The 19,134-nt window shown below is 63.2% G+C and carries 17 protein-coding genes and 1 other RNA gene; 6 read left to right on the top strand and 12 right to left on the bottom strand.

Annotation, left to right across the window (positions count from 1 at the left end; all coding sequences use genetic code 11):
- Positions 1-5: 5 nt before the first annotated feature.
- The 12 genes from murC to rsmI all read right to left on the bottom strand — a co-directional run bounded on the left by murC (position 6) and on the right by rsmI (position 12,906).
- On the bottom strand, positions 6-1,448 hold the full coding sequence (gene murC, locus HDE76_RS11390) for a UDP-N-acetylmuramate--L-alanine ligase (protein ID WP_184507516.1): 1,443 nt from the start codon (positions 1,446-1,448) through the stop codon (positions 6-8).
- Positions 1,445-2,518: an undecaprenyldiphospho-muramoylpentapeptide beta-N-acetylglucosaminyltransferase gene (gene murG, locus HDE76_RS11395; protein ID WP_184507519.1), complete on the bottom strand. Its 1,074-nt coding sequence runs from the start codon at positions 2,516-2,518 to the stop codon at positions 1,445-1,447. Before murG ends, murC begins: the two co-directional genes overlap by 4 nt.
- The gene (gene ftsW / locus HDE76_RS11400; protein ID WP_179477812.1) at positions 2,515-3,753 is read right to left on the bottom strand and encodes a putative lipid II flippase FtsW; all 1,239 of its coding nucleotides are present in this window, start codon (positions 3,751-3,753) and stop codon (positions 2,515-2,517) included. Before ftsW ends, murG begins: the two co-directional genes overlap by 4 nt.
- The gene (gene mraY / locus HDE76_RS11405; RefSeq protein ID WP_179477813.1) at positions 3,753-4,853 is read right to left on the bottom strand and encodes a phospho-N-acetylmuramoyl-pentapeptide-transferase; all 1,101 of its coding nucleotides are present in this window, start codon (positions 4,851-4,853) and stop codon (positions 3,753-3,755) included. Before mraY ends, ftsW begins: the two co-directional genes overlap by 1 nt.
- Positions 4,843-6,246 (bottom strand): UDP-N-acetylmuramoyl-tripeptide--D-alanyl-D-alanine ligase, encoded by a 1,404-nt coding sequence (murF, locus tag HDE76_RS11410; RefSeq protein WP_179477814.1) that lies wholly within the window; start codon positions 6,244-6,246, stop codon positions 4,843-4,845. Before murF ends, mraY begins: the two co-directional genes overlap by 11 nt.
- Entirely contained in the window at positions 6,243-7,751 is a 1,509-nt protein-coding gene (locus HDE76_RS11415) for a UDP-N-acetylmuramoyl-L-alanyl-D-glutamate--2,6-diaminopimelate ligase (RefSeq protein WP_179477815.1), read from the bottom strand. Before HDE76_RS11415 ends, murF begins: the two co-directional genes overlap by 4 nt.
- Positions 7,748-9,571, bottom strand: coding sequence for a penicillin-binding protein 2 (locus HDE76_RS11420; protein WP_184507522.1), 1,824 nt, complete (start codon positions 9,569-9,571; stop codon positions 7,748-7,750). The genes HDE76_RS11415 and HDE76_RS11420 overlap by 4 nt, the downstream gene beginning before the upstream one ends.
- Positions 9,571-9,831, bottom strand: coding sequence for a cell division protein FtsL (gene ftsL, locus HDE76_RS11425; protein WP_179477923.1), 261 nt, complete (start codon positions 9,829-9,831; stop codon positions 9,571-9,573). The genes HDE76_RS11420 and ftsL overlap by 1 nt, the downstream gene beginning before the upstream one ends.
- 5 nt (positions 9,832-9,836) lie before the next feature.
- Positions 9,837-10,793 (bottom strand): 16S rRNA (cytosine(1402)-N(4))-methyltransferase RsmH, encoded by a 957-nt coding sequence (gene rsmH / locus HDE76_RS11430; protein ID WP_184507525.1) that lies wholly within the window; start codon positions 10,791-10,793, stop codon positions 9,837-9,839.
- A 44-nt stretch (positions 10,794-10,837) separates the two neighbouring features.
- Entirely contained in the window at positions 10,838-11,284 is a 447-nt protein-coding gene (gene mraZ, locus HDE76_RS11435) for a division/cell wall cluster transcriptional repressor MraZ (RefSeq protein ID WP_179477818.1), read from the bottom strand.
- Between the two features lie 327 nt (positions 11,285-11,611).
- Positions 11,612-11,978, bottom strand: an RNA gene (gene rnpB, locus HDE76_RS11440) — RNase P RNA component class A.
- 88 nt (positions 11,979-12,066) lie between these two features.
- Complete coding sequence (rsmI, locus tag HDE76_RS11445; RefSeq protein ID WP_184507528.1) at positions 12,067-12,906, bottom strand: 16S rRNA (cytidine(1402)-2'-O)-methyltransferase; 840 nt, start codon at positions 12,904-12,906, stop codon at positions 12,067-12,069.
- 81 nt (positions 12,907-12,987) lie between these two features.
- Here rsmI and HDE76_RS11450 point away from each other — a divergent pair, with 81 nt between their 5' ends.
- The 6 genes from HDE76_RS11450 (at position 12,988) to HDE76_RS11475 (ending at position 19,105) form a co-directional block, all read left to right on the top strand.
- Positions 12,988-14,868 (top strand): penicillin-binding protein activator, encoded by a 1,881-nt coding sequence (locus HDE76_RS11450; RefSeq protein WP_184507531.1) that lies wholly within the window; start codon positions 12,988-12,990, stop codon positions 14,866-14,868.
- Positions 14,868-15,221, top strand: coding sequence for a YraN family protein (locus HDE76_RS11455; protein ID WP_184507534.1), 354 nt, complete (start codon positions 14,868-14,870; stop codon positions 15,219-15,221). Before HDE76_RS11450 ends, HDE76_RS11455 begins: the two co-directional genes overlap by 1 nt.
- A gap of 453 nt (positions 15,222-15,674) precedes the next feature.
- Positions 15,675-16,157, top strand: coding sequence for a hypothetical protein (locus tag HDE76_RS11460; RefSeq protein WP_184507537.1), 483 nt, complete (start codon positions 15,675-15,677; stop codon positions 16,155-16,157).
- A 43-nt stretch (positions 16,158-16,200) separates the two neighbouring features.
- Positions 16,201-17,157, top strand: coding sequence for a type IV secretion system protein (locus tag HDE76_RS11465; protein ID WP_184507540.1), 957 nt, complete (start codon positions 16,201-16,203; stop codon positions 17,155-17,157).
- Between the two features lie 44 nt (positions 17,158-17,201).
- Positions 17,202-17,924 (top strand): TrbG/VirB9 family P-type conjugative transfer protein, encoded by a 723-nt coding sequence (locus HDE76_RS11470; RefSeq protein ID WP_255481573.1) that lies wholly within the window; start codon positions 17,202-17,204, stop codon positions 17,922-17,924.
- Positions 17,921-19,105, top strand: coding sequence for a TrbI/VirB10 family protein (locus HDE76_RS11475; protein WP_184507546.1), 1,185 nt, complete (start codon positions 17,921-17,923; stop codon positions 19,103-19,105). Before HDE76_RS11470 ends, HDE76_RS11475 begins: the two co-directional genes overlap by 4 nt.
- Positions 19,106-19,134: the final 29 nt, after the last annotated feature.

A 19,134-nucleotide genomic window follows, 5' to 3' on the forward strand; every position in this document is an offset into this window, starting at 1 on the left:
CTGACTCATGATTTATGCGTCCTCAGTTCGCCGAGCTGCGAAAGCTCCAGCGCTGCGGCACCGATATCGCCCGCGCCCAGCAGCAGCAGCAGATCGCCGTCGCGCAGCAGGGTGGGCAGCGTGTCTTTGAATTCGCGCGGATGGTCGATCAGCACCGGATCGACCTTGCCGCGAGCGCGCACGGCGCGCGCCAGCGCGCGACCGTCGGCGCCAGCGATCGGGGCTTCGCCGGCCGGATAGACGTCGGTCAGCACCAGCACGTCGGCTTCGGCCAGCACGTTGGCGAAGTCGTCCAGCAGATCGCGCGTGCGGCTGTAGCGGTGCGGCTGAAAGCCCACCACCAGACGACGCTTCGGCCAGCCGCCGCGGGCCGCCGCGAACACCGCGGCCAGCTCGCGCGGATGATGACCGTAGTCGTCGACCAGCAGCACGCTGCCCCGGTCCAGCGCTATCTCGCCGCGCGGATGGAAGCGTCGGCCGACGCCCTGAAAGTGCTGCAGCGCATGCGCCATCGCGCCGGCTTCGACGCCGAGCTGCCAGCCGATGGTCACCGCGGCCAACGCGTTCAGCACGTTGTGCCGACCGGGCAGATTGAGCTTCATCGGCACCGCGGCATCGCGCCCCGGCAGCACGACGTCGAAATGCATCTCGAACCCGTGCTGGCTGACGTTGATCGCCCGTACATCGGCATCTGGCGCATCGATACCGTAGGTCATCACGCGGCGCGTGGTGGTCTTGGCCAGCTCGGCGACTTCCTCGTCGTCGACGCACAGCACGGCCAGCCCGTAGAACGGCAGCCGGTGCAGAAAATCGGCGAAGGCCTTTTTGACCTGCGCAAAATCGCCGCCGTAATTTTCCAGATGGTCGGCGTCGACGTTGGTCACCGCCGCGATCACCGGCGACAGCAGCAGAAACGAACCGTCGGACTCGTCCGCCTCGGCCACCAGATACTGTCCGGTGCCCAACCGCGCGTTGGCGCCCGCCGCGTTGAGCTGGCCACCGATCACGAAGGTCGGATCGTAGCCCGCCTCGGCCAGCACGCTGGCGGTGAGGCTGGTCGTGGTGGTCTTGCCGTGCGTGCCCGCGATGGCGATGCCGCGACGAAAACGCATCAGCTCGCCCAGCATTTCCGCGCGTGGAATCACCGGAACGCGCGCTGCACGAGCCGCAACTAGCTCGGGATTTTCTTTGCTGATCGCGCTCGACGTCACCACCACGTCGGCGTCGCCGATATGTTCGGCCGCATGTCCGACATGCACGCTGATACCAAGCTGCTGCAGCCGCTGCGCCGTCGGCGAGTTGGCGCGATCGGAACCGGACACCGCGTAGCCGAGATTATGCAGCACCTCGGCGATGCCGCTCATGCCGACGCCGCCGATGCCGATGAAGTGCACGCGACGAAACGTGCTCATCAGATCCTCGTGTGCATGCAGGCGACGCAGCGTCATGCGGCGACCTCCATGCAGGCGCGCGCGATGACCTGCGCGGCGTCGGGTTTGGCCAGCGTGCGAGCCGCCACCGCCATCGCCGTCATGCGATCGCGGTCGCGCAGCATCGCCGAAAGCCGCTGTGCCAGCTGCTGTGCGTCGAGATCGCGCTCCTGAATCAGCTCCGCCGCGCCGATGGCGACCAACGCTTCGGCGTTGTGCGTCTGATGGTCGTCCACCGCGTGCGGATATGGCACCAACAAAGCGCCCAGACCGGCCGCGGTCAACTCGGCCAGCGTCAGCGCACCGGCACGGCACACGGCCAGATCGGCCCAGCCGTAGCTGCCGGCCATATCGTCGATAAAAGGAACGACCTGTGCATCGACGCCAGCCTTCGTATAAGCATCACGCGCCTCGTCGAGGCCGCGGTTGCCGCACTGATGCAGTACCTCCGGCCGCTCGGCCAGGGTGAGCTGTGCCAGCGCCTGCGGCACGGCGAGATTCAGTCCGCGCGCGCCCAGGCTGCCGCCAAGTACTAGCAGCCGCGGCTTGCCCGCGCGTGGGCCGATACGCTGCGCGGGTTCGGGCAACGACGCGATGGCAGCACGCACCGGATTGCCGACCCACTCGGCGTTCGGTAGCGCATCGGCGAAACCTATCAGCACGCGCTTGGCCAGACCTGCCAGCTTGCGATTGGTGAAGCCGGCCACACGATTCTGTTCGTGCACCAGCAGCGGCCGGCGCAGCAGCCACGCCGCCAGTCCGCCGGGACCGGCGACATAGCCGCCCATTGACAGCACGCTGCGCGGTTTGATTTTCTGCAAGGTGACGAGCGAAGCGAACAGCGCCCGCAGCAGCATCAGCGGTGCGAGCAGCCGCGTAGGCCAGCCCTTACCGCGCAGACCACCCACGGCCACGGTATGCAGCTCGATCTGATTGGCCGGCACCACCTTGGTTTCCATGCCGCCCACGGCACCCAGCCAGACCACAGGTACGCCCTGCGCGCGCAGGCATTCGGCCACGGCCAGTCCGGGAAAAATGTGTCCGCCGGTGCCGCCGGCCATGATCAACACGGGCGAGTTGGCGCTCATGCAGCCATCGCCTCGGCCGGTCGAACGGCCGTGTTGGCATCTGGCGCCGATACGGCCAGCGACATGCGATTGCGCACTTCGCGCGCGTCGAGCGCGCGGTTGATTTCGAACGTCGCGCGCAGCAGCACACCGGCCATCGCGCAGGTCAGCGCCATCGACGAACCGCCGTAGCTGATCAGCGGCAGGGTCAGACCCTTGGTCGGCAGCGCGCCGAGGTTCACGCCCACCGACACGATCGCCTGCATCGCGATCATCAGCGAAATGCCAAAGGCCACGTAGCCGGCAAAACGTTGGCCGATCTCCACGCCTTTCAAACCCAGGTAAAGGCCGCGCCCCACTACGATCGCGAACAGGCCCATCACCAGCACCACGCCGGCCATGCCCAGCTCCTCGCCGATCACGGCGAAAATAAAGTCGGTGTGCGCCTCGGGCAAATAGGAAAGCTTGAGCACGCTCGAACCCAGGCCGACGCCAGTCCACTCGCCGCGGCCGATCGCCATCAGCGACTGAGTCAGCTGGAAGCCGTCGTCAAACGGGTGATCCCAGGGATGCATGAACGTGGTCAGCCGCTTCATGCGGTAGCTTTCGCCGGTCGCCGCGACATACAGCAGCGGCATCAGCGGCAAGCCCATTAGAAAGAGAAAGATCGGTCGCGCGCCGCCGAGCCAGACCATGGCGATACTCACCGCAATCACCAGCGTGGCCGAACCGAAATCCGGCTGCGCCAGCAGCATCAGCACGATGATGCCTGCCACGGCGATCGGCTTGATCAAGCCCATGAAGCGCGTCTCGACGCTCTCGCGATGACGCACCAGATAGCTGGCGATATAGATGACCAAAATGAGTTTCACCGCCTCGACCGGCTGGAAGCTGGTCACCAGCAAATTCAGCCAGCGCCGCGCGCCGTTGATGCGCATGCCCAGATGCGGGACGAACACCGCCAGCAGCAGGATGAAGGCAATGGCCAGCAGTGGAAACGCATACTTCTCGAACAGCTTCAGCTCGGTGCGCATCGCCATGCCGGCGGCAATCATGCCCACGGTCAGAAAGAGCAGATGCTTCTTGAGAAAATAGAACGCGCCCAGATGCTGGCTGTCCGCCACGGCGATCGAACTCGATGTCACCATCACCACGCCGACGCTGGCCAGCCCAATCAGGCCGATCAGCAGCAGCATATCGAAGCGACCGCGCGGACCTTCGCGGCGTTTGGCCTGGGTGTTGTCGAAGTCGAACATCAGCGCACCTTCAAGGTAGCGAGGCCGACGAGCACCAGCACGACGCTGATGATCCAGAAACGCACGATGACGCGGGGCTCGGGCCAGCCCTTCAATTCGAAGTGGTGATGGATCGGCGCCATGCGGAATATCCGTTTGCCGGTCATCTTGAAGCTGGCGACCTGCAGCATCACCGAAACGGTTTCCATCACGAACACGCCGCCCATGATGATCAGCACGATTTCCTGCCGCACGATCACGGCCACGCAGCCGAGCGCCGCACCCATCGCCAGCGCGCCCACATCGCCCATGAAAACCTGAGCCGGATACGTGTTGAACCAGAGAAAACCCAGGCCCGCACCGGCCAGCGCGCCGCAGAAAATCGCCAGCTCGCCCGCACCGGGAATCGACGGAATGCCGAGATACTCGGAAAACACCTTGTTGCCGGCCAGATACGCGAATACGCCCAGCGCACCGGACACCAGTACGGTCGGCATGATCGCCAGGCCGTCGAGGCCATCGGTGAGATTCACCGCATTGGAGAACCCGACGATCATGAAATACGTCAGCACGATGAAAAACACACCCATCGGAATGACCACGTGCTTGAACACCGGCACGTACAGCGCGGTTTCCGCGACCGGCAGATTGCCGACCGCATGCGGCGCGCTGTAATAGAGAAACAGCGCCGCGCCGACGCCGAACACCGACTGCCAGAAATACTTCCAGCGGCTGGCCAGTCCGCGGCTGTCCTTCAACACCAGCTTGCGGTAATCGTCGTAGAAACCGATGGCGCCGTACGCCAGCATCACGGCCAGCACCGTCCACACGTAGCGGTTGTGCAGATCGGCCCAAAGCAGCGTCGCCACGGCCACCGAGAGCAGCACCATCACGCCGCCCATCGTCGGCGTGCCGGCCTTGATCAGATGCGTCTGCGGACCGTCGGTGCGAACGACCTGGCCGGCCTTCAGCGCCGCCAGCTTGCGGATCAGCGCCGGACCGAACAGCAGCGATGTGGCCAGCGCGGTGAGCGCCGCCATAATCGTGCGGAAAGTGATGTACTGAAAAAGGTGCGGGGCGGTGAAGTGCCGGGTCATCCAGTCCGATAGTTCAAGCAACATCGGATGCCCTCCCCTTGTGCGTGTCTTCAGTGGATGCCTTGCCCGCGCCCACGTCGGCGTGGTCAGCCAATGCCGCCACCACCTGCTCCATGCCAGCCGAGCGCGAGCCCTTGATCAAGCAGGTAACACCGGCGTGCAGTTTCTCTTTCAGCCCGGCGATCAATGAGGCCTTGTCGGCAAAATGGGTAGCGCCGGCACCGAACGCCTCGACCGTTGCCTGGTTCAGCGGGCCCACGGCAAAAAGCCGTTCCACACCACGCTCGCGCGCACGCTGACCAATGCCTGCATGCAGGGCGCGCGTGTCGGTGCCGAGTTCGGCCATGTCGCCGAGCACAAGCCAGCGCTCGCCGGTGGCCAGCAGCAGGGTATCGATGCCCGCGGCCATCGAACTGGGATTGGCGTTGTAGCTGTCGTCGATCAGCGTCCAGCCGCCGCGTGTCGTGATCCGCCGCAGCCGACCCGCAACGCCGCTGGCCTGTTCGAGGCCTGCGACGATGGTCTCCAGCGGAATATCCAGCGCCAGCGCAATCGATGCCGCGGCCAGCGCGTTGGCGATGTTGTGGCGACCGGGCAGCGGCAACCGGACCTCGGCATCGCCCTGCGGCGTGCTGAGCACGAAATGCGAGCCGGTGAGCGCCTGCTCGATAATGTCGGCACCGACGTCCGAGGCATGATCCAGCCCGAAGCGCAGCACCCGACGCGAACCGGCCAGCCCGGCGAAAAAGCTGGCAAACGCGTCGTCGGCGTTGATGATTGCCACGCCGTCGGCCGGCAGCGCCTGATACAAGGCACCCTTGGTTTCCGCCACGCCTTCCACGCTGCCCATGCGCTCAAGATGCGCCGGCGCAATGAGGGTAACGAGGCCGACATCGGGCCGCGCGATGGCCGCCAGATAATCGATATCGCCCGGCTTGCCTGCGCCCATTTCCAGCACGGCGTATTGCGTGTCCTGCGGCATCGACAGCAGCGTCAGCGGCAGGCCCAGCTCGTTGTTGTAGTTGCCCGAACTCACATGCGTGCGGCCGTGGCGCGACAGGATCGACGCAGTCAGCGTCTTCACCGTGGTCTTGCCGTTGGAGCCAGTGATACCCACTACGCGAGCGTCGTGCCGCGCGCGAGCGGCGCTGGCCAGATCGCCCAGCGCCAGGGTGGCATCCTTCACCAATACCTGCGGCAGCGGACTGTCGATCGCGCGCGTCACCAGCGCGGCGACCGCACCGCGCGCTGCGGCCTCGGCGAGAAAATCATGGCCGTCCACATGCTCGCCCTTGATCGCGACGAACAGGTCGCCGGCCGCGATCTTGCGGGTATCGATGGCCACGCCATCGATGTCGGCATCGGCGCCCAGCAGGCTGCCGTGGGTCCACATGGCGATAGCGCTCAGGCGCATCATGCGCGCGCCTCCCGCGAAAGCCGTTCCAGTGCCGCATGCGCGATCGCCAGATCGTCGAACGGCCGCTTGCCGGCGGCGCCCTCCTGATAGCTTTCATGACCCTTGCCGGCCAAAAGCACGACGTCGCCCGCACGTGCGAGCTGCAGCGCCTGGGCGATGGCCTTGGCGCGATCGCGCTCGACGGCCATCGATCGTGCGGCATGCATACCTTCAACGATCTGCGCCACGATGGCATCGCCATCCTCACCGCGCGGATTGTCGTCGGTGACGATGGCGACGTCGGCCAGGCGCGCGGCGATCTCGCCCATCAGCGGCCGCTTGCCGGCATCGCGTTCGCCGCCGCAACCGAACACGCAGATCAGCCGCCCCGCACAATGCGCGCGCAGCGCGGTCAGCGCCTGTTCCAGTGCGTCGGGCGTGTGGGCGTAATCCACCACAATCAGCGGCATGCCATGCAAACCGCCAAGCCGGCTCATGCGGCCACTGACCGGCTGCAAATGCTCGAGCGCGGCCACGATGTTCGCGAACGGCTCGCCCAGCGCGCCCAAACAAGCCACCACCGTCAACAGGTTGGCCACATTGAATCGCCCCAGCAGGCGGCTGTTTACCGAGCGAATGCCCCACGGCGTATGCAGCTGGAACGCCAGACCTTCGGCCGATGTCACGACGGCGCTGGCCACCACATCGGCATCGCTGGCGTCGGCACTGCTCACACGAAGCGCCTGCACGCCAGCGGGCAAGGTCGTCATCAGATCGGCGCCGAAAGCGTCGTCGACATTGATCGCGGCCGAACGCAGGCCGGGCCACGAAAACAGCTTGGCCTTGGCGGCGCCATAAGCCTGCATGCTGCCGTGGTAGTCGAGATGATCCCGGGTGAGGTTGGTAAACCCCGCCACTTCGAAATCGACGGCCGCTACGCGGCCCTGCTCCAGCGCGTGCGAGGAAACTTCCATCGCCACATGGCTGGCGCCGGCATCGCGAAACTCGGCCAACTGCTGCTGCAAGGTGATGGCGTCGGGCGTGGTGCGCTCGCCTTCGAGCAGCTTGCCGTGCATGCCGGCGCCCAGCGTGCCGATGGTTGCCGTGCGATGACCTAGAAACGTCAGCGCCTGTGCCAGCAACTGCACGCAGGAGGTCTTGCCGTTGGTACCGGTGATGCCGATCACGCGCATCGCTTCAGTGGGGCGATCGTAAAAGCGCGCGGCGATTTCGCCGACCTGATCGCGCAGGCCGTCGATCCACAGCAGGGGCACATCCAGCGGCGCCACGCCGTGGACTGCCGGCGCCTCGGCCAGCACCACCTGCGCACCGCGCTGCACCGCGCCGGCGGCAAATTCGATGCCGTGGCCCTGAGTTCCACGCAGCGCAAAAAAAGCGTCCCCACGGCGCACGCGTCGCGAGTCCAACGCCAGCCCGGAAACGACGATGCGCGCCGCGCCTCGCGCCTGCGCCACCTGCGCGTCGGCAATACCCATCAGCAACTGGTCGAGTTGGCCGGTGCTCATGGCGTGTCCCCGCTGTCGACCGGGGCTTCTTCGATATTCGGCGCATCCGGCGCCTTATTGCCGATCAGGCCGTTCTGCTCCTGCATCGGACCACCGACGTACCAGCGGCCGATGTTGTCCGGCGGAATATCGAGCAGGCGCAGCGCGCCATCCATGACCTTGGCAAATACCGGGCCGGAAACCAGACCGCCGTAGTAGCTGCCCTTCTTCGGGTTGTCGACCACGACGGCCGCCACCAGACGCGGATTGGTGGCCGGCACCAGGCCGGCGAAAGCGGCGCCGTAGTTGTCTTTCGAGTAGCCACCAGCAGTCGCTTTGTGCGCCGTGCCGGTCTTGCCGGCAACGGTGTAGTTGGCGATCCACGCGTACGGTGCTGCCGTGCCGCCGGGCTGCGTGGTGGTTTCCAGCATGTCGATCAGTTCTTTGGCGATCTGCGGCTCGATGATCGTCTTGGCCTCGTTCTCGCCGCCCTTGATAAAGGTCGGCGGATGCATGACGCCGCCGTCGGCGATCGTGGCGTAGGCGTTGGCCAGCTGCAGCACGGTCACGTTGAGGCCGTAGCCGTAGCCGAGAATCGCCTTTTCGCGCAGACCCCAGCTGCCGCCGGGCTTGAGATGGCCTGAAGCTTCGCCAGGAAAACCGCTGTTGGTGCTGGAACCGAAACCGAACGCGCGATAGGTGTCGTACATCAGGCCGGTGTCGAGATCGGCCGCGATATGCGCCGCGCCCACATTGCTGGACTTGGTGATCACGCCGGTCGGCGTCAGCACGCCCCAGTTGTGCGTATCGTGGATATCGTGACCGAGGAAAAACCAGTGTCCGCCGGTGGTATCGATCAGCGGTCGGGTCGGTGTGACCTTGCCGCTGGACAGCGCTGCCGCCATAAGGATCGGCTTGATAGTGGAGCCGGGCTCGAACACGTCGGTCATCGAGCGATTGCGTCGATTGCCGGGCGGCGTGTTGGTCAGCGCATTCGGGTTGTAGGTGGGCAGGTTGACCATCGCCAGCACTTCGCCGGTCTTGATATCGAGGATCACCATCGAGCCGGAATCGGCGTTCGATTTTTCGATCGCCGACTTCAGTTCGCTATAAGCAAGAAACTGCACGCGTCGATCGATGCTCAACGTGAGGTTGCGACCGGGCTGCGGCGCGTGCACCTGTTCGACGTCTTCCACGATGTGGCCCATGCGATCGCGGATGACGCGCTTCTCGCCCGGCTTGCCGGACAGCCAGTCGTCGTAGGCCAGCTCCAGACCTTCCTGACCGTGATCGTCGATATTGGTGAAACCGAGCACATGCGACGTCACTTCGCCGGACGGATAAAAGCGGCGAAATTCGCGCTGGCCGTTGACGCCCGGAATACCCAGATCGAGCACCGCTTGTGCCGCTTCTGGCGACATCTGCCTACGCAGATACAAAAATTCGCGGTCGGAACGCTGCTCGAGCTTCCCCTTCAAATCGTCGGCATCCACGCCCAGTGCCTGCGCCAGCTGCGGAATGCGGTCTTCGTTATCCAGCAACTCCGACGGATTGGCCCAGATCGACATCACCGGCGTCGACACCGCCAGCGGCTCGCCGTTGCGATCGAAAATCGTGCCGCGAGAAACGGGTATCGGCATCTCGCGCAGAAAGCGCGCATCGCCCTGGCGCTGATAGAACTGTTTGCCGATCACCTGCAGATCGAACGCACGCGCCATCAGGCCGATCGAGGCCAGTCCGAGCAGGCTGACCACCACGATCATGCGCTTGCCGACCATCGGGCCGGCTTTGTGGCGACGCCCTTGCCGCGACGTAGGCTGATTCGGTTTGCGCGGCGCCATCAGTGCAGCAACCGGATGTCTTGCGGACGCGGATTGACCATGCCCAGCTTCTGCCGCGCCTCGTCGTCGATGCGACGCGGCTCGGCATAGGTGGCCTGCTCGAGTTCGAGCTTGCCGTATTCGATATTCAATTCATCGCGCTGATTCTGCAGCGTGGTGAGAATGACGAACAGCACGCGACTCTCGTGCCGCGTCCACACCACGCCCAGCGCGCTGCCCAGCACGGCCGCCAGTAGAACCAGCATGACGAATGTGCCGATCGCCTTCATGCATGACCCTCAATAAGCGGCGTCTGCTCGGCAAGCTTTTCCGCCACGCGCAGCACGGCGGAGCGCGAACGCGGATTGGCCGCCAGTTCGGCGTCGGAGGGAAACTGCGCCTTGCCGATGGCTGCAAGCCGCGCCGCGACCGCCGCGACCGGCGGACCCCGACGGCTGTTCTGCACGCGACCGGAGTGATCGCGGATAAACATTTTCACGGCGCGGTCTTCCAGCGAGTGAAAACTGATCACCGACAGACGACCGCCGGGACGCAGCCGTTCCAGCGCGGCGTTCAAACCCTGCTGCAGCGAGTCCAGCTCGCCGTTGACATGAATGCGCAGCGCCTGAAAGCTGCGCGTCGCCGGATGCTTGCCCGGCTCGCGCCGGCCGACGATGCGCTCGATAAGCGAGGCCAGCTGACCGGTGCGGGTGAACGGTTTGGCATCGCGGTCTTCGACGATCGCCCGCGCGATGCGGCGGCTGTGACGCTCTTCGCCGAAATTCCACAGCACGTCGGCAATCTCACGATCGGTCGCACGCGCCAGAAAATCCGCCGCGCTTTCGCCCTGGGTGGTGTCCATGCGCATGTCGAGCGGCGCGTCGGCCATAAAGCTGAAGCCGCGCGCGGCGTCGTCCAGCTGGGGCGAGGACACGCCCAGATCCAGCAGAACGCCGTCGAGGCCCTCGGCGGTTTCGTCCCATTCGGCCAGCGAGGAAAAGTTGGCGTGACGGATCGACACGCGCGCATCGGCGGCAAACTCAGCCTGCGCGGCAGCGATGGCCTGCGGGTCGCGATCCATCAGCAGCAGACGACCATCGGCATTGAGACGCGACAGCACGGCGCGAGCATGACCGCCGCGTCCAAATGTACCGTCGAGATAGCGCCCCTCAGCCTGCACTGACAGCCCCTCCACCGCTTCGCCCAGCATCACCGGGATGTGCCGCAACTGTTGCTCGGCCATGTGCACTCCCGCTCCTGTCCTGCGTTTGCCGCTGCGTCTGTGACTTACAGGCGCAGGTCTGCCATGTGATCGGTAATCTCGTCCTCGCCAATGGTTTGACGGATCTTCGCCAGGTGAGCCTGTTCGCTCCACAACTCGAACTTGTTGCCCATGCCCAGCAGCACGGCCTTCTTCTCGATGCCGGCCGCGGCGCGCTGGCTGGCCGGCAGCAAGATGCGCGCCGCGCTGTCGGGCTCGACCACGCTGGCTGCACCGACCAGCTTCATCTGCATGTCGCGGTGGGCCGCCTTGACCTTGGGCAGCGCATTGACCTGATCGCGCACCTGCTCCCATTCCGCATACGGAAACAGCCACAGGCAGCCCGACTCGAACGGGTTGTAGGTAATGACCAGACGATTCGCGCACTCGCCGGCAACCTGCTCCCGATACGCGGTCGGGATGGCCAGGCGGCCCTTGTCGTCGACGGTGATGGCGGTCTCGCCCTGGAACACGATGCATTGACTCCACTAAAACCCACAATTCCACACGTGAACCCACGATAGTCTCGCAGCATGAGACTGTCAAGGAAATTTCGCTTGTGAATCAAGGAGAAAGGCGAGATTGTGTTCGTAATTCCAGCGATTTCTCACAAACCCCTGCAAGGTGCTTGAATACAGTGAGTTTTTAGAAAAACGCACCCCTCTCCCGGACGCACAGCCGTCATGCACACGGCGCCGGAAGCCCTGATAACCCGTGAAAGGCACGTCAAAACCGCCATCGAAACGCCCACAGTTCTCCACCGGCGAGCACGAAGCCGCACCGGTGGGAAACTTGCGAAGAGGTGGAGTCGGCCTGTAAGCCGGGTTCTGTACGTCTTGCGACGCGACAGTCATTCCTCTCGGCCAGACGTCACCGTCTGGCTCCAGCAACCTACCCGGGAACAACGCGGGCCGCGTTATCGTTCCCCTATTTGGTCTTGCTCCGAGTGGGGTTTACCGTGCCGTACGACGTTAGCCCCGTACGCGGTGCGCTCTTACCGCACCCTTTCACCCTTACCACGCACATCCGAAGATGCCGTTCGGCGGTCTGCTCTCTGTTGCACTGGCCGTCAGCTCACGCTGCCCAGGAGTTACCTGGCACTCTGCCCTGCGGAGCCCGGACTTTCCTCGATGCGCTTGCGCGCGACGCGACTGTCCGGCCGACTCCGTGGCGAAGTATAGAGGAAGCGCACTCGAAGAGCGCCGCACGACACGCGAACGGGAAACCTACGTAAAGCTCACGGTTGCCCGCTCCTTTATTCCGCGCTGCCCACTTCATACAAAAGCTTGCGCGGCGCACCACTGATGACGGCCGCCAGCTTGGCTGCCTTCGCGGGCGGCAGCTCGTCGCGCAAAATGGCAAACACGCGCCGACCTTCGGCCAGCTTGGCGTCAGCCTCTTCTCCGCGGCCAGCCACCAGAATCACATGCTCACCGCGCTGCTGATCGGGATCGGCAACGACCTTCGCCGCCAGATCGTTCAGCGGTTCGCCGATCACTGTTTCGAACATCTTGGTCAGCTCGCGCGCCAGCACCGCCTCGCGCTCGCCGCCAAAAATATCGCGCATATCGGCCAGGCTCTCGGCCACGCGGTGAGAGGATTCATAAAAGATGACCGTGCGCGCATCGCCAGCCAGCTCCTGCAAGCGAGCGCGCCGCGCGGCCGCCTTGGCCGGCAGAAAACCTTCGAATACAAAACGATCGCTGGGCAGTCCGGCGACCGACAGGGCGGCAATCGCGGCACAAGCACCGGGCAGCGGAATGCAGCGCACGCCAGCGGCCCGCGCGGCGCGCACCAGGCGAAAACCGGGATCGCTGATCAGCGGTGTGCCGGCATCGGAAATCAGCGCCACCGAATCGCCGCCCAGCAGCCGGCGAACGATGCCGTCCACCGCATCGCGCTCGTTGTGCTCGTGCAGCGCGATCAACGGCGTATCGATGCCGTGATGCACCAGCAGCGGACGGCTATGCCGCGTATCCTCCGCCGCAATCACCGCCACGGCGCGCAGCGTCGCGATGGCGCGCGCGGAAAAGTCGTCGCGATGGCCGATAGGCGTCGCCACCACCCATAGGCTGCCTGGCTGAACTGATGACATCGGAGAACTCCTGCGCCGCGGGCCGGCAAGTTGATCGGCTATGATCGCGCATTGCCGACCATGACGATCAAGGGATTTCTCATGCGCCTCATGCGCCATCCGCGCGCCGCTGCGATCGGACTGCTGGTTTCATTGGCCCTGAGCGGCTGCGTGCCCAACAATGTGCAGCCTTCGCCGACCGATGTCGCCGCCGAACAGCGCGCGGCGGCACTGGCCAACCAGGGCCAGTTCGACGAGGCGGCGCAGGCCTACCTTACGCTCGCCGGGCAGTCATCCGGCAGCGCCGATCACTATCGCCTGCTGGCCGCCGAGGCATGGCGGCAGGAAGGCCAGATCCAGCGCGCCGCACCGACGCTGGCTTTGATCAAGCGCGACCGGCTCACGGGCAACGAGCCGCTGCGCCTGGATCTTCTGCGCGCCGAACTCGCCCTGAGCCAGCACGACACCGCTACGGCTCTGCAGCTCACCGCCCAGGTCAACGTGACGGTTCCACCGGAATACCAGCTGCGCCTGCTGGAGCTGCGCGCCCGGGCGATGACCGACAGCGGCGACTACTGGGGCGCAGCACGCACGCGGGTGCAGATGGACGATCAGCTCAGCGGCATCGACCACTCGCAAAACCGCAAGCAAATCCTCGACCTGCTCGGCAAGGTGGGCGTGGAGCCGCTGAAACAGCGCGCTGCCGCCATGAAGCCCAGCGACCGCATGCTTACCTGGGTCAATGAAGCACTGGCTCAGCTGGGTGTGGCCGTCGCCAGACCGCAGCCGACGCTGCAGCAACCGGTCGGCACGCTGCTGCCCGGTGCCGACGCCAACGTGCGCGAGGGCTACAAAGTTCCGCAGCAAATCGCCCTGCTGCTACCCGGTGACGGCAACTTTGCCGCGGCCAGCGAATCGGTACGCGAAGGATTTTTCGCCGCCTACATCGACGCCGGCCACAATCACGCCCCACGCCCCAGCGTGCGCGTCTACAACAGCCACGGCACCGCCGATGGCGCCGTGAAGAGTTACCAACAGGCGGTGACCGACGGTGCGCAGCTGGTCGTCGGACCACTCACCCGCGGCGAAGTCGCCGCCGTATTCAGCCAGAAAAGCCTGCCGGTGCCGCTGCTCGCGCTCAACCATCCCGACGACAAGCAGCTGCCCGGCAATGACACCAGCGAATTCGGACTACTCCCCGAAACCGAGGGCGCGCAGGCGGCCGACCATATCGTCGAGCGCGGCCTGAAGCATGCCTACGTGCTGGTTTCCGGCGACGACTTCGCCCAGCGTGCGGCCAGTGCGTTCAAGGCCGAGTTCGCGGCGCGCGGCGGCGAGCTGGTCAATATGACAACGCTGACCACGTTCACCAGCGCGCTGGCCGGCATCAGCTTCAACAACGCACCCAGCGATGCGGCCATTTTCATCAGCATGCGCCCGAACCAGGCGCGCCTGCTCGTTCCGCAGCTTGCCGTCGCCAACGTGCACCTGCCGGTATTCGCCACCTCACATATTTATGACGGTAGCGACAACGCCGCGAGCAATCGCGACCTGGAGGGCGTGGAGTTTTCCGACGCGCCCTGGCTGTTCAACGCCCAGCCGGGTCTGCCCAATCACGATGACATCGCGACACAGCTACCGGCGGCACAGGGCAGCGCCGCGCGCTTGTTCGCTTTCGGCATGGACGCGTGGAATCTGGTGCCGTATCTCGACTGGCTGCGCGCCCATGTCGGTAGCTACTTACCCGGCGCCAGTGGTCAGCTCACCGCCGACCCGTTCGGCCGGGTGCGCCGCGTGCTGATCTGGGCGAAATTTCAGGACGGGCTGGCTCGCCCGCTCAGCGGCAGCCTGCAAATGGACGACGTTCCAGCGAGCGCGCCGCCTAGCGGCGATGCCATGACGCCACCCGCTGACGACACTCCGCCAGCAGGCGCCGCCAGCAGTTCAGCGCCGCCCGACGCAAACCCGCCCGCCGGCCACTGATGCGTGCCCTTGGCGACGTTTTCGAGCGGCGCGCCTGCACCGAACTGGAACGCGCCGGCCTGAAACTGCTGGATCGCAGTTACAGCACGCGCTTCGGCGAGCTCGACCTGGTCATGTGCGACGGCGACACCATCGTCTTCGTGGAAGTGCGCTACCGAAAACACGCGGCACACGGCACCGCCGCCGAGTCCGTGACGGTCGGCAAACGCCTGAAGCTGATAAAAGCCGCGCAGCTGTGGCTGGCGGCAAATCCGAAAAAGTCCAATGCCAGTTGCCGTTTCGATGTCATAACCTACGACGGCCCGCGAGATGCGGCACATGCCGTGTGGCTACGCGGCGCATTTGAGACCTGACCAAGATAACGGTTATATAACACTAGCTTTATGTAATTTACTGCGGCAGAATTAAGTTAACCGTTGTTCAGGGTATTCCCCCTGCCGACGCGGAAATCGGCGGGGCCAGGCGGCCGATTTCCAAAACACAATAGCTTTTGTGAAGTTAGTTTCGGCAGGCTTGATGCCTGCCGGGGGGAGCGTTTGAATGGAGTCGGAAAGTCTTGCAGGGCGGAAGCCAGTTCTTCCGCAGCAACAATACCGAGTTGTAGGGAAAAACCCTACAACTGTTTCAGCCTATTCCCGTCACTCTTCGCTGACACGGGCTGTAGTCGCACAGCGACCACTTACCTATGCTTCCCCGCCGCTATCGACTGACGTGGCGCGCGCTTCCATGCGCCATCGTTTTGCAACGCCCCCACAGCAGACTTGCCGCCCAACTCATTCCCTCCCCACAACATTTGCGAGCGCGATGTGAATAAGGTCTTTTCAACCACCGCCGTGATTGGCATTCCGCTGGCCCTGACTCTTATGCTTGCCGGCTGTGGAACGCCCGCGGCCAAGGACTTCGGCGGATCCTGGAAGCCGGTGAACCGCTTTCAGGATCAGCCCACGGAAATACCGCTGGCACAGGCCTACACCTTCTACGCCTCGCCGATGGACGGCACGCTGAAAACCATGCTGACGCGGTGGTCGAAAGACACCGGCATGACGCTCTCCTACCAGCTCATGTCCGACTACACGCTCTACAAGCCGGTCGCGCAAATCCATACGCGCGATGTTCGATCGGCAGCAGCCGAGCTGAACTCGATCTACGCCGCCGAGGGCATCCTCGTAACCATCAATGACAAGCAGATTCTGGTCACGGTCGCAAACGTGTCGAAGCCGGATGCGTCAGAAACCAAGGCCGCGTCCGGCGCAGTGAAACCGGCAGCTCCCACGAGCAGCAAGTCATGAAAACAAACCCTCACTCTGCCGCCGACCGTCTGGATCTTTGCTAATGGCCGACAAGAAAACCACCACTCGAAAAATTGACGACACGGTCAAACGATCGGTCAGTTTCGAGCTGACCATCGCCGACCTAGCCAAGCGCAGCGAACGCCGCGCTTGGTGGGTCGCCTTTTCCGCCGTCGTCGTGGCACTGATTCTTTTGGGCGGCTATTTCTACATGCTGCCGCTCAAAGAAAAAGTTCCTTACGTCATCATGGCCGATGCCTACACGGGCACCAGTTCAGTCGCTCGCCTGACCGAAGACTTCACCAATCACCAGATCACCACCAGCGAGGCGATCAACAAGAGCAACGTCGCGCACTACATCATGGCGCGCGAGTCTTACGACAGCTCTCCAGCGGCTTATCAAAATGGATGGATCACGTCGATCGTCATGTCATCCCCGAAAATAGCCGTTGCCTACAAGAATCAAATCTTATCGACCACAAATCCCGATAGTCCGTCCAAGCTATACGGGAAAGACAATGCGCTGCAAATCAACATTCTCAGCATCTCTTTACATGGTGATGGGGTAGGCCAAACGCCGAAAAGCGCCACCGTGCGCTTCCAAAGAAATGTCTACGAAAAGACAAGCGGCTCGACCAAGCCATTGGACAGCAAAATTGCCACCTTGGAATTTACATACATGCCCGACCTGCGCATGGACGACCAATATCGCATTCAGAACCCCCTCGGCTTCCAGGTGACTGACTATCGTATTGATAACGATTATGAGTCGTCCGCACCGACCGCGGTTCAAGGCGCCCCAATTGCCAACAATGCTCAGTTACCTGGTGCGGCCAACGCGAATAGCGTCATGCCTGCGGCTACGTCCGCAGCAATAACGCCTCAAGCCATGCAGCCAGGTTTGCCCCCGCAGCCGTCCACTCCACAACGTGAAGTTCCCCAAGTTCCGGCCCCGGTTGCGCCTTCCCCGAACAATACCGCCAATGGAGTGGGTCACTGATGAACCAACCAAGCAAGCTGAGGCTCGCCGGTGCGGTGTTTCTTATGGCAACCGTCATGAGTTTTTCCGCCAAAGCGCAGGTCATGCAGCAATACGAATTTCAACCCGATCGCATCTATCCTGTGCGTACCGGGCTGGGTATCACGACACAGATCGAGCTGAGCCCGAACGAAAAAATTCTCGACTTCAGCACTGGTTTTAGCGGAGGGTGGGATCTGACCCGTCGTGAAAACGTTTTTTATCTAAAGCCAAAAAACGTTGATGTCGACACGAACATGATGATTCGTACGGCAACCCACTCCTATATTTTCGAACTGAAGGTCGTTGCTACCGACTGGAAAACTTTGGAGCAGGCAAAGCGCGCTGGCGTTCAATACAAGATCGCCTTTACCTATCCCGGGGACACTAGCTTTTCGGCGGCGGCCAGCAAAAAGGAAGCGGCATCGGAGCTGGATACCTCTCTCGTCAAAGATCGTGACTACAACTTCGATTACAGCTATGCAACCCGCAACAAGGACGCCCCTTGGCTCGTCCCGGTCACGGTGTATGACGACGGCCGCTTCACTTACATCAAGATGAGCGATCTGAAGCAGTTTCCCACCGGTAACTTTCCCACTGTCTATATGCGCGAAACCAGACATGGTGGAGACGTGTTGGTCAACACAACCGTGGAAGGCAACACCATCGTCGTCCACGGCACCTACGCCTACCTGGTCATTCGTCATGGCAAGAATGTCGTTGGCCTGAGAAGGAACACTCAAAAGTGAGCTCAAATACTCCCAACCAACCTGGCGATGACTTCGATCGCGAGAACGCGTCGTCAGCCGGCCATCACGATCCGCTGGCAAGTAACCCATACTCCAATCAGTATCGGCACGACACGGCGCCGGATCTGGATGCAAATGCGCCGACATTGAAATCCAGCGATTTCCGTCGGATGAATCGCCGGGCTCTTTTCTACCTTGCGGCAATCGTCGCACTGATGCTGGCCGTCGCCTTTTGGCTCATCAAAGGTCCCTCCAGAAAAGCAGACGCTCCCAAACAAGTGGAGACGATTACCGTGCCGGCAGCGCCAGTCGCGCCTGTTGCGCTTCCCCGGCTGCCTGCCACTGCGCCCGCGCAGGCAATTCCGCTCAACACCACGCCTACCCCACCCTTGCCCGTGGTGAATCGAACCGTCCAGCCTCAGCCTACTAAGCAACAGGGTCCCAGCTTGCTCGAACGCCGGATTGAGGAGACGCAAGGCAGTTCAACTTCGGAAATGCCGCAGGCGCCGGCGGCTAGCCCCCCTAGAAACCCAGGGGACGAAATGGCAGCCATGCAAGACGCAAAGACCAGCGCTCAGCCGCTGAGCAACCCGGACGCCATCATGGTTCGGGGTACCTTCATACGTTGCGTACTTCAGACGCGGATCATTAGTGACTTTCCAGGTTTTGCTTCTTGTGTAGTCACCGAGCCTGTCTACTCTTTCACTGGAAAGCACTTGCTTTTGCCTAAGGGATCAAAAGTGCTAGGCACTTACCGGTCCAAACCGATTATCGGCAATCGCCTCTTTGTCGTCTGGGACCGCATCATTACGCCGACCGGAATCGACGTAAACATGTCCAGTCCGGGTGTCGATGACCTTGGCAGCTCCGGCGATCCCGGGTATCTCGATTCGCACTGGGGAAGCCGCATCGCGGCAGCACTGCTGATTAGTACGCTGAGCGATGCGTTCTCGTATGAAGCGGCAGAGCATGGCCCAAAGACCACGAGCCTTTCGGGTAGCGGCGTCGCGGTGGAGACCCCATTCCAGAGCAACACGGCACAAACGCTGCAAAATCTGGCCAGTCAGGCGGTGCAGCAATCGGCAAACCGGCCTGCCACGATCACCATCAATCAAGGCACCATCATCGATGTTTATGTCTCAAAGGACGTCGATTTCGGTGGCGTTGTTTCGAAATTCTGATTCTTCAACAAACGGTAACGCGATACTTA

This window comes from Rhodanobacter sp. ANJX3 (assembly GCF_014200755.1).
GTDB lineage: Bacteria > Pseudomonadota > Gammaproteobacteria > Xanthomonadales > Rhodanobacteraceae > Rhodanobacter.